The following is an 11,684-nucleotide window of genomic DNA, read 5'->3' as shown; positions in this document are numbered from 1 at the left end:
CATCCGAAAATCAGCGTTCATCATTATTTCGGTTACGAAGGGTCTCAATCATCTCATCAGCAGTTGCAATGAATGAAAGCCCATCAAACGGCACAACCTCATAGTCCCCAAGACTATAGGTGCCTGACCCATGAATGGTGCAACCGTCCACCTCCTCCAATAGCTGTCTATCAATCGCATTCAAGCAACCGGTCATCGCCATCACCAATGACCACTCCTTCAGATCGCGAGGGTCGCTGGGCAACCTCACTGAGGTATTGGCGAGCATCTGAACGCATTCACTGTAGCGTTGCATACATTCATACAGCGAAACGACAATTCCAGAGCCTCCATTGGCCCGAACATGCCCAGTCATTTCCACAGCGGTAGGCGGCAAGTGCGTGTAAAAAGTGGATTCGAGAGTCTCGTCGGGACTCCAAGTCGTAGCAGGAAAATGTGCAGACGCCGATTGCACCCACAGACCGTCGTCTGCCTGTGTATAGAGTGGAGTAGAAGTGCCCTCGAAATTTCCATCGAGCAAATGCAGAACCATGTCACTGGTAGCCAAGTGTTGAACCAAAAGAAACGAAGGTGTAGAAACCTGTTTTCCTAGGCGTTTCAACGCCTCTACGCCAGAGCAATATCCCAGAAGCCCATAGGCGCTCGATACCGCGTGCACATGCACTGTTTTTCGATCGGTATCCCAAGCATCACCATACTCGAAATCAAAAAAAGCTCGGGCTTGGTCAGAGAATCGATAATTCTCCAGTCGCAGGGAATGCCACAACTTCGAATCACCAAATGGTTCACGACTGAACAGTTCTTTGAACCGCTGACCAATAACCTTCACAGCCTCCGGCGAGTCGCCATCAAGGACAAATATCGGGTTCAGGGCACGCAACCGAGGGTCATCGTAGAGTTCGGTTCTACGCAATTTATCGGTAGTTTGCGCAGGTGTCAGCGTGACAATACGTAATTGCTCGGGATGAATAAGTTTGGCTTTCAACGCACGTAGAACCGCATCACGCAATGCAATAGCCTTGTTACCGGAAGAAGGGGAAAACAACAAAATGCTTTCGCCAGTTTCCTGAATATGCCGGATAGCACGTGCAACGATCAGCGTGGAGGCAAAGGTCTTCGTTGTTTGCGTGTTTGCGTTTTGCCGCAGGTCGAACAGGCGTAGCGGTACACCTCGATAGTGACCTAACTCAAAAAACTGTGCAGTGGCAACAGAAAGAAAATCCTGCATACGGGAGTCCAGTGCAGGCAACCTCATTGAAGGCTCGAAAGAACCGTCGCTGCTGCTGACTTCGAAATCGGAAGCACCTTTGACGATAAGCTCGTAATAACGCTCGAGAACAGAAACCGGGGGCTTAGGTCCTTGTGTCGCCGTTGCACTTGAGTCGGTTTTCATCAGGTCCATTTGTCTTGCGCTCCTGCACGTGGAAAATCGCTACTTGCGAAATACCCAACGAACGCTAGACCTCAACGAGTGCCGTGTCCCGTGAAAAAAGCCAAGAGAACTTGAAACCGGAGCCGAGCTACAAAAATCGGAAAAAAACCCTACAGAAGCATCTTTCATCCTGATCGACTCGACCTATCAGTCATGTCTCTGTTTAACCGCTATCACAACATAATCATCGGTTTGTGCTCACCCTCCAACAGCCTGCGAAGTTCGATTTTGTGCAAGCAAGACGAACAATGGCGGATCGTTTTCCATCAAGGAACATTAGTTCACCCGAGATGAATTTCCCCCTTTTACAGGCAAACGTCAGTCATAAAAAAACCCCGGTGCTTGCGCCACGGGGCTTGGGTCTTACTGTTCAGCGCTTAGTGATGCTCACGCGTCGCACGGAATTTCACGTCCGGCCAGCGCTCTTCCATCAGTGCCAGGTTGACTCGGGTCGGGGCCAGGTAGGTCAAGTGACCGCCGCCATCGACCGCGAGGTTTTCCACGGCCTTGTTGGAGAATTCCTCAAGCTTCTTCTTGTCGCTGCAATCGATCCAGCGCGCGGAATAAACGGTGATCGGCTCGTAGGAGCACTCAACCTTGTATTCCTCTTTCAAGCGGCTGGCGACCACATCGAACTGCAGCACACCGACGGCGCCGAGGATGATGTCGTTGCTGCGCTCGGGGAAGAACACCTGGGTCGCGCCTTCTTCGGCCAGTTGCTGCAAACCCTGACGCAGTTGCTTGGATTTCAGCGGATCACGCAGACGCACGCGACGGAACAGTTCCGGAGCGAAGTGCGGGATACCGGTGAAGCCCAGGACTTCGCCTTCGGTGAAGGTGTCGCCGATCTGGATCGTGCCGTGGTTGTGCAAACCGATGATGTCGCCGGCGAAGGCTTCTTCCAGTTGCTCACGCTCGGAGGAGAAGAAGGTCAGCGCATCGCCGATCCGCACGTCCTTGCCGGTGCGCACGTGGCGCATCTTCATGCCTTTTTCGTACTTGCCGGAGCAGATACGCATAAAGGCAATACGGTCGCGGTGTTTCGGGTCCATGTTCGCCTGGATCTTGAAGATGAAGCCCGAGAACTTCTCTTCCACCGGTTCGACGGTGCGCTCGTTGGCCACACGGGCCAATGGCTTCGGCGCCCAGTCCACAACGGCGTCGAGCACATGGTCGACACCGAAGTTACCCAGTGCAGTACCGAAGAACACCGGCGTCAGTTGGCCGTCGAGGAACTCCTGCTGGTTGAACTCGTGGCAGGCGCCCTGCACCAGCTCAAGCTGCTCGACAAAGCGGTCGTACTCGTCACCCAAATGGGCGCGGGCTTCGTCGGAGTCGAGTTTCTCGATGATCTTGGTTTCGGTGCGCTCGTGGCCGTGGCCAGCGGTGTACACAATGATGTAGTCATCGGCGAGGTGGTACACGCCTTTGAAATCACGGTAGCAACCGATCGGCCAGGTGATCGGCGCGGCCTTGATCTTGAGGACCGCTTCGATTTCGTCGAGCAGTTCGATCGGATCGCGGATGTCACGGTCGAGTTTGTTGATGAAGCTGACAATCGGCGTGTCACGCAGACGGCAAACGTCCATCAGCGCAATGGTCCGTGGCTCTACACCCTTACCGCCGTCGAGGACCATCAAGGCCGAGTCCACCGCGGTCAGGGTGCGGTAGGTGTCTTCGGAGAAGTCTTCGTGGCCCAGGGTGTCGAGCAGGTTGACCATATGGTCGCGATAGGGGAACTGCATGACCGACGTGGTAATCGAGATACCACGCTGCTTTTCCATTTCCATCCAGTCGGAGGTGGCATGGCGGTCGGATTTTCGAGATTTCACCGTGCCCGCAATCGCAATCGCCTTGCCCATCAGCAAGAGCTTCTCGGTGATGGTGGTTTTACCGGCATCGGGGTGGGAAATAATGGCGAAAGTGCGGCGTTTCGCGACTTCGGCGGCCTGTTTGGTCATGGGAAATCGCCTGGCAGGTGATTCAAAAAAGGGCGGCGAGTATAGCTCAAAACATGACCTACGAACCACCGTTCGCCTGTAGCAGCTGCCGAGCCTGCGAGGGCTGCGTCCGGCGGCGAAGCCGTCGTAAAACCAGGCGCCGCGGTGCCTCGGGCAGATAGCGATGGATGCCTTGACGACGACTTCGTCGCCGAACGCAGCCTCGCCGGCTCGGCAGCTGCTACAGGGGCAAAACGAGATGCGGGGTGGCTAAATGCTGTTAATTATGGAACCTTTTAAAAGGTGCAGACGTCCACTCCCCTGTTACGGCACTCGTACCAGGGGCTGAAAATTCAGCCAGTTAGCCTGACGAGGCTGCGCTTATGGCTCGATCTCATGCGGTTTCATCAGCATGAAGAGCTGCTTCTCGCGAACGTTGATAATCCCGGCAGCCAGGAATGGGATTGCCACTCGGGACTGCGTTCGCCGACAAAGAAAAAGAGTCCGCCTGTGGCTATCCACTATGGCAAAGGGCTGATAGGAGGCGCGCTGGTATTCGCCCTTCTGGCCCTGCTGATCCACTGGATCGGCATCAACACGATCGAACATTACCGCGACGATTTGTTGTTTTACCTGCAAGCTCATCTGGTTCTCGTCCTCGCCTCCATGCTGGCCGCCCTCGTTGTGGGCATCCCCGCCGGCATCTTCCTCAGCCGCCCGACCATGGTTGGCCGTGCTGAACGCTTCATGCAGCTCTTCAATATCGGCAACACCGTGCCGCCTCTCGCCGTACTGGCCATCGCCCTGGGGATCCTTGGCATCGGCAGCGGCCCCGCGATCTTCGCCCTGTTCCTCGCCTCGCTGTTGCCCATCGTGCGCAATACCTATGAAGGCCTGAAAAACGTCCAGGGCTCCCTCAAGGAAGCGGCCGTCGGCATCGGCATGACCCCGACCCAAGTGTTATGGCGGGTCGAATTGCCGAACGCCGTGCCAATCATCATCGGTGGTGTGCGCGTGGCGCTGGCGATCAACGTCGGGACGGCACCGCTGGCGTTCCTGATTGGTGCCAACAGCCTGGGCAGCCTGATTTTTCCCGGCATCGCCCTGAACAATCAGCCGCAATTGCTGCTCGGCGCGGCTTGTGCCGCCCTGCTGGCCTTGCTGCTCGACGGCCTGGTGACACTCGCCAGCCGCCTCTGGCTCGAACGCGGCTTGCGCCCGTCTTAAGCCTCGGCAAAGGAATCAACATGAAAACCTCAAGCTTTTTACTAGGCTGCATCCTGCTGTTCGCAGGATTTGCCCACGCCGCTGAAAAACCGGTCATCCGCATTGGCGCCCGGGTCTTCACCGAACAAACCCTGCTCGCGGAAATCACCTCCCAATACCTGCGCAGCAAGGGTTACGACACTCAAGTCACCGGCGGTTTGGGCAGCAATCTGGCCCGCAGCGCCCATGAAAGTGGCCAACTGGACATGCTCTGGGAGTACACCGGTGTGTCGCTGGTGGCCTACAACCATGTGACGGAAAAACTCGATAGCGAACAGTCCTACGCCCGGGTGAAAGAACTCGACGCGAAAAAAGGCCTGGTCTGGCTGACGCCGTCGAAGTTCAGCAATACCTACGCCTTGGCGCTGCCAAAAAACGTCGCGGATGAATACCCGCAGATCAATACCATCAGTGAGCTGAACACGGCACTACGGGACGAGGCCAAAGCCAACCACCTGGTGGCGCTGGACACCGAGTTCGCCAACCGTTCCGACGGTCTGGGCGGCATGGTGCAGTTGTACGACATGAACCTGACCCGCAAAAACATCCGCCAGATGGACGCAGGGCTGGTCTACACCGCCCTGCGCAATGGCCAGGTGTTTGCAGGTCTGGTCTACACCACCGACGGTCGATTGAACGCCTTCAAGCTGAAACTGCTCGAAGACGACAAGCATTACTTCCCGGACTACACCGCCGCGCCGGTGGTGCGCCAAGCCTTCCTCGATGAGCACCCGCAACTGGCTGAACAGCTCAAGCCACTGGCCCGACTGTTCGACGACGAAACCATGCGCCAACTCAACGCGCGGGTCGATGTCGATCACCAAAGCCCTTCATCCGTTGCCGCAGATTTCCTGCGCCAGCACCCACTCAACTGAGGAGGAAAAGCCATGGAATTTCTGAACGCCTTTTCCCATCTCGACTGGCCGCTGGTCCTGCACCTGACCTGGCAACACATCACGCTGGTCGGCATCGCCGTGACGCTGGCGATTCTGGCAGGCGTGCCGCTGGGCATCCTGATGACCCGCTTCCCGTCGCTGGCCGGCCCGTTGCAAGCCAGCGCCACGGTGCTGCTGACCGTGCCGTCCATTGCGCTGTTTGGGCTATTGCTGCCGTTTTACTCCAAGTTCGGCCAGGGCTTGGGCCCAATGCCTGCAATCACGGCGGTATTTCTGTACTCGCTGCTGCCGATCATGCGCAACACCTACCTCGCGCTGACCAGCGTCGAGCCGGGCATCCGCGAAGCCGCGCGCGGCATCGGCATGACCTTCGGCCAGCGCCTGCGCATGGTTGAACTGCCCATCGCAGTGCCGGTGATCCTCGCCGGCGTGCGCACCGCCGTGGTCATGAACATTGGCGTCATGACCATCGCCGCGACCATCGGCGCCGGTGGCCTCGGCGTCCTCATTCTCGCTTCCATCAGCCGCAGCGACATGTCGATGCTGATCGTCGGCGCCGTGCTGGTCAGCCTGCTGGCCATCTTCGCCGACCTGCTTCTGCAATGGCTGCAACGCTCGCTGACTCCAAAGGACTCCTGAAATGATCGAACTTCAAAACCTCAGCAAGACCTTCCAAAGCAACGGCAAAGATGTGAAAGCCGTGGACTCGGTAAGCCTGACCGTCAATGAAGGCGAAATCTGCGTGTTCCTCGGGCCATCGGGTTGCGGCAAAAGCACCACGCTGAAAATGATCAACCGCCTGATCAAGCCGACCTCGGGCAAGATCCTGATCAACGGCGAAGACACCACCGACCTCGACGCGGTGACCCTGCGCCGCAACATCGGCTATGTGATCCAGCAGATCGGCCTGTTCCCCAACATGACCATCGAAGAGAACATCGTGGTGGTGCCGAAACTGCTCGGCTGGGACAAGCAGAAATGCCACGACCGCGCCCGCGAATTGATGAGCATGATCAAGCTGGAACCCAAGCAATACCTGAATCGCTACCCGCGTGAGTTGTCCGGTGGGCAGCAGCAACGGATCGGCGTGATTCGTGCGCTGGCGGCAGATGCACCGCTGTTGCTGATGGATGAACCGTTCGGCGCCGTCGACCCGATCAACCGCGAAATGATCCAGAACGAGTTCTTCGAGATGCAGCGTGCGCTGAACAAGACCGTGATCATGGTCAGCCACGACATCGACGAGGCGATCAAGCTGGGTGACAAGATTGCGATCTTCCGCGCCGGCAAGCTGTTGCAGATCGATCACCCGGACACCTTGCTCGCCCATCCCGCAGACGACTTTGTCAGCAACTTCGTCGGCCAGGACAGCACCCTCAAGCGCTTGCTGCTGGTGAAAGCCGAAGACGCCGCAGACAACGCGCCGTCGGTCAGCCCGGACACCCCGGTGGCCGAGGCGCTGGAGCTGATGGATGAACTGGACCGCCGCTATGTCGTGGTGACCTGTGCTGACAACAAGGCATTGGGATACGTCAGACGCCGCGACCTGCACCGTCAGAATGGTACTTGCGGCCAGTACCAGCGCGAGTTCAACGCGACCGCAGCGTATGACGAGCATTTACGCATCCTGCTGTCGCGCATGTACGAGTTCAATCGCTCGTGGCTGCCGGTGATGGATGCCGAGCGAGTGTTTTTGGGTGAGGTGACGCAGGAGTCGATTGCGGCTTATTTGAGTTCGGGACGTTCTCGGGGGATGAAGACCAACATCGTGTCGCCTGCCGAGGCGGTGGTAGCCTGATGATCATAAGGGGCTGTCTGACAGCCCCGTTTCTAAACTGACACTGCAATTTTTGATCAATGGATGGCCTGATTGCCTGCAATAACGGCACCTAGATACCATCCCCCGATGGGCGGAGGCCAATACTCCGTAAGTTGAGATCAAAAGGATGCTGTAGTGATCGATCAAATTGTGGCGCTGAACGCATTGCGTAAAGAACTCCCAGATGCAATTGGCTGGACGACCTTAGGCCCTTATCTGTTTCATGCACCTGCAGAGATGGTTGATGGCGAAAATCGCTATGTTTGCACTCACATCGCTATTTACAACGAATCCAATACGACGCTGACAAATGTCAAAGTTCTGTATCGCGGAAACTTTGAGTTCACGCCCAGAGTTGCCTACTCTCGCCACGAAGCCGCGGTCAAATGGCAACACAATTCGGAGGACAAGGAACTCATACTCACGGATATCCCTCCCAACGAAACGGTTGAAATATCGATCTACAATCCGTTGGAGTTCGAGGTCGCGCAGGTTTTGGTGCATGGTAAAAAAATCACCGATTTCATGACTCGCAGAGCTCTGGCCAAAGCCTATCCAATGCCGCTGCGATGGCGGATTGCTTTGCCGCTGATGATCACTTTCGCGCTTTGCCTGCTGTCATACGTCAGTTGGCAGACGTACAACATCGTCAAAAGCAACAGCGATTACGAACTTCTTTCCACCGTGCCAAAGGGTTTTCCCAGCTGCCATCCGTATGTATTTGATAACCCTCCAGACGGCTCAGGTGAAAAAAAGCTCGAACGCTTCTTGAAGCAGCAGAGCCCATGGCTGCATTTCATTTTGGCGATGAACAACGTCACTGACACAGATGAACTACGCCTCAAAGATCGGGTAGTGCTCTGCAAAGCGGTCGATAAACCACAAGACTAAGCCTCTTGCTGGAATTCTTGTGCAGGGAAGTGAAGCGATCTGTCAGCTAGGGGTCCCATTGCACCTTAATCCGGCCTCAACCTAGCAGATTGCCTTCTTTCAAGATGGCGGAAAAAAATATCAACAGTGGCACCGAAAAAATTTATCCGACAGCATCCTTTGAAACAGCAGAAACCCGCTTCATCCTACCTTTTCGCAGCCAACGTCGCCGAAGTTGACGCTATCGTAGTTACTAGCGACTTGGCGCACAAAAGCATCGAACGTGCAGGTATTTTTAACACTTCACAATTCCTCGGGAACATCCGACTGTCATCTGAGTCGGTTACAAAGAGTGATGCTCGTAACGCGCGTCAGAAGAGTGCAAAAACGCGACATTTTTTGTTGATCTCAAGCCCCTCACGCCCTAAAGTTCGCGCCGAACGTCCATGCTGGAAACGATCCATCCGGCTCAAGTACTGACGACGAGACAGCAAGGCCAAGGGAAAGCTGCACTTCCCATGGCCTTTTTGCTTTCGGCGACATGCCTTGGGAAGTAGGCGAACCAAAGTGGGGATACGGAGGACGTTCATTTGCACCCATTGATTACTAATGTTTGCCACTAGGAGTCCCAAGTATGTCGATCAATGTCGAAGACTATTTCGCGCGCGATACTTTCAACAAAATGAAGGCCTTCGCCGACAAACAGGAAACCCCGTTCGTGGTGATCGACACCGCGATGATCAGCCAGGCCTATGACGACCTGCGCGCCGGTTTCGAATTCGCCAAGGTCTACTACGCCGTCAAGGCCAACCCGGCCGTCGAAATCATCGACCTGCTCAAAGAGAAAGGTTCGAACTTCGACATCGCCTCGATCTACGAGCTCGATAAAGTGATGAACCAGGGCGTCGGCCCGGATCGCATCAGCTACGGCAACACCATCAAGAAATCCAAGGACATTCGCTACTTCTACGAGAAGGGCGTGCGTCTGTATGCCACCGACTCCGAAGCCGACCTGCGCAACATCGCCAAGGCAGCACCAGGTTCGAAAGTCTACGTGCGCATCCTCACCGAAGGCTCGACCACGGCTGACTGGCCTTTGTCGCGCAAATTCGGCTGCCAGACCGACATGGCCATGGACCTGCTGATCCTCGCTCGCGACCTGGGCCTGGTGCCGTACGGCATCTCGTTCCACGTCGGCTCGCAACAGCGCGACATCAGCGTCTGGGACGCGGCGATCGCCAAGGTCAAAGTGATCTTCGAACGCCTGAAAGAAGAAGACGGCATCCACCTGAAGCTGATCAACATGGGCGGTGGCTTCCCGGCCAACTACATCACCCGCACCAACAGCCTGGAAACCTACGCTGAAGAAATCATCCGTTTCCTCAAGGAAGACTTCGGTGACGACCTGCCGGAAATCATCCTCGAGCCGGGCCGTTCATTGATCGCCAACGCCGGCATCCTGGTCAGCGAAGTGGTGCTGGTGGCACGTAAATCCCGCACCGCCGTCGAGCGTTGGGTGTACACGGATGTGGGCAAGTTCTCCGGCCTGATCGAAACCATGGACGAAGCCATCAAGTTCCCGATCTGGACCGAGAAGAAAGGCGAGATGGAAGAAGTGGTCATCGCCGGCCCAACCTGCGACAGCGCCGACATCATGTACGAAAACTACAAGTACGGCCTGCCGCTGAACCTGGCCATTGGTGATCGTTTGTACTGGTTGTCGACCGGTGCCTACACCACCAGTTACAGCGCTGTTGAATTCAATGGCTTCCCGCCGCTGAAATCGTTTTACGTTTAAGCGCTACGCGTAGAAATGAAAAAGCCCATGACGAGTCATGGGCTTTTTTTGTGCCTGCGCTACAGAGGCGCCAGCTGTCGTTCAAGCTCGTCAATGCGTCGGTTATACGCCGGTGCCAACTCGCGAAACTTTGGGTTCACGGCGCTCATCAATGCCTTGCTCGCCACTCGCAGGAAATTCAGATTGCCGCCGGCTAATGCCTTGTGCAACCAGGTCATTGCCTCTTCGACGCCCCCCTCCTCGGCCAGTACCGCGGCATAACTGAACTGCCCGCGAAAATCCCCGCCGACCGCCGAACGGCGATACCAGTCACGCGCCAATGCCGCGTCTGCCGGGCACACTTGTCCTTGCTCCAGATAACGCCCCAGCAGGTTCATCGATTTCGCGTGACCCAATTCAGCCGCTCGGCGATAGAAGCTGAACGCCTGTGCCTGGTCTTCGATCACACCTCGCCCGGTGGCCAGCAAATTGGCGTAGTTGTACATCGCCCAATCCAGCCCACCCTGTGCCGCGACCTGGTAATGCCGAGCGGCAATCGAGGCATCCGCCACGCAGCCCCAACCGTGCTCATGACAACGACCCAGCATGTTGCGCGCCATCAAGTGCCCACCTTGAGCCGCAATCGCGAACCAGCGCGTGGCCAGCGGCTGGTCCTGTGCGATGCCATTGCCGTCCAGCAGGATTTGCCCGAGCAGTGCCTGAGCATCGAGTACGCTTTCTCGGGCGGCGATCAAAATGGCTTGAGCCGCTCGCGCCGGACTTTCCTCGAGCATGGATTTGAGTCGGTCACCGTCGAGGACTTCCTCACGGCGCAGTTGATAACTCATACCTCGACCCAACGGCGCAGCAGGTTGTGATAAGTGCCGGTGAGTCGAATCAGCGACGGGTGATCCGGCATGTCCAGCGTCAATTGCTGGATCGCCCCATCCATCTCGAACAGCAAGGCGCGCTGACTGTCTTCACGCACCAGGCTTTGGGTCCAGAAAAACGACGCGTAACGCGTGCCGCGGGTGACGGCGTTGACCTTGTGCAGGCTGGTGCCGGGATACAAAACCATGTCGCCGGCAGGCAGCTTGACGCGCTGAGTGCCGAAGGTGTCCTGGATTTCCAGTTCACCGCCGTCGTAGTCCTCGGGTTCACTGAAGAACAGCGTCGCCGACAGATCGGTGCGCACCCGCTCGATGCTGCCCTTGGGCTGGCGCACGGCGTTATCAATATGAAAATCGAAACTGCCGCCGGCGGTGTAGCAGTTCACCAACGGCGGGAAGACCTTGTGCGGTAAAGCGGCTGACATGAACTGCGGATTTTTCCACAGCCGCTCGAGCATCGCCGCACCGACCTCCTTGGCCAGCGGATGACCTTCAGGCAGTTGCAGGTTGTGCTTGGCTTTGGCCGATTGATAACCGGCAGTGATCTTGCCATCCGCCCAATCGGCCTGTTCCAGAGCCTCGCGGATACGCTGCACTTCTTCTTTCGAGAACAAGCCTGGAATGTGCAGCAGCATGGCAGGGACACCTGAAACCAAAGGGGCGCTAATGGTATTGATTCTTATTGTCCGTGTAAAACCCTCACGACGAACGAAACAGCAAAAAGCGTAAGGTTAAATTGTAAAGAATGTAAATTCCTCGCGAATAGTAACGTTTCGCAATTGATACAAATACGC

At 56.4% G+C, this 11,684-nt stretch carries 10 protein-coding genes; 6 read left to right on the top strand and 4 right to left on the bottom strand.

Annotated elements, in window-relative coordinates:
* Positions 1-10: 10 nt before the first annotated feature.
* Entirely contained in the window at positions 11-1,402 is a 1,392-nt protein-coding gene (locus AB4N76_RS18445; RefSeq protein ID WP_046031954.1) for a DUF6002 family protein, read from the bottom strand.
* A gap of 407 nt (positions 1,403-1,809) precedes the next feature.
* Positions 1,810-3,393, bottom strand: coding sequence for a peptide chain release factor 3 (locus tag AB4N76_RS18440; protein WP_460163361.1), 1,584 nt, complete (start codon positions 3,391-3,393; stop codon positions 1,810-1,812).
* 489 nt (positions 3,394-3,882) lie between these two features.
* Between AB4N76_RS18440 and AB4N76_RS18435 the strand changes: the two genes are divergently transcribed.
* The 6 genes from AB4N76_RS18435 to AB4N76_RS18410 all read left to right on the top strand — a co-directional run bounded on the left by AB4N76_RS18435 (position 3,883) and on the right by AB4N76_RS18410 (position 10,021).
* Entirely contained in the window at positions 3,883-4,599 is a 717-nt protein-coding gene (locus AB4N76_RS18435; RefSeq protein ID WP_460163360.1) for an ABC transporter permease, read from the top strand.
* A 20-nt stretch (positions 4,600-4,619) separates the two neighbouring features.
* Complete coding sequence (locus AB4N76_RS18430) at positions 4,620-5,513, top strand: glycine betaine ABC transporter substrate-binding protein (protein WP_046031951.1); 894 nt, start codon at positions 4,620-4,622, stop codon at positions 5,511-5,513.
* A 12-nt stretch (positions 5,514-5,525) separates the two neighbouring features.
* Positions 5,526-6,173 (top strand): ABC transporter permease, encoded by a 648-nt coding sequence (locus tag AB4N76_RS18425; protein ID WP_460163359.1) that lies wholly within the window; start codon positions 5,526-5,528, stop codon positions 6,171-6,173.
* Position 6,174: 1 nt separating this feature from the next.
* On the top strand, positions 6,175-7,332 hold the full coding sequence (locus AB4N76_RS18420) for an osmoprotectant ABC transporter ATP-binding protein OsmV (protein WP_046031949.1): 1,158 nt from the start codon (positions 6,175-6,177) through the stop codon (positions 7,330-7,332).
* A gap of 156 nt (positions 7,333-7,488) precedes the next feature.
* Positions 7,489-8,244 (top strand): hypothetical protein, encoded by a 756-nt coding sequence (locus AB4N76_RS18415; RefSeq protein WP_046031948.1) that lies wholly within the window; start codon positions 7,489-7,491, stop codon positions 8,242-8,244.
* A 613-nt stretch (positions 8,245-8,857) separates the two neighbouring features.
* The gene (locus AB4N76_RS18410; protein WP_027924486.1) at positions 8,858-10,021 is read left to right on the top strand and encodes a type III PLP-dependent enzyme; all 1,164 of its coding nucleotides are present in this window, start codon (positions 8,858-8,860) and stop codon (positions 10,019-10,021) included.
* 59 nt (positions 10,022-10,080) lie between these two features.
* On the opposite strand, the gene AB4N76_RS18405 is transcribed toward AB4N76_RS18410, so the two are convergent.
* Together AB4N76_RS18405 and AB4N76_RS18400 are read right to left on the bottom strand one after the other, a co-directional pair.
* A complete protein-coding gene (locus AB4N76_RS18405) occupies positions 10,081-10,848 on the bottom strand; it encodes a tetratricopeptide repeat protein (protein WP_046031947.1) in 768 nt (255 codons plus the stop codon).
* A complete protein-coding gene (locus tag AB4N76_RS18400; RefSeq protein WP_046031946.1) occupies positions 10,845-11,525 on the bottom strand; it encodes a Fe2+-dependent dioxygenase in 681 nt (226 codons plus the stop codon). Before AB4N76_RS18400 ends, AB4N76_RS18405 begins: the two co-directional genes overlap by 4 nt.
* Between the last annotated feature and the right edge of the window lie 159 nt (positions 11,526-11,684).

Source organism: Pseudomonas sp. S2_F03 (assembly GCF_054668335.1).
This window is presented reverse-complemented; position numbering and strand designations above follow the sequence as displayed.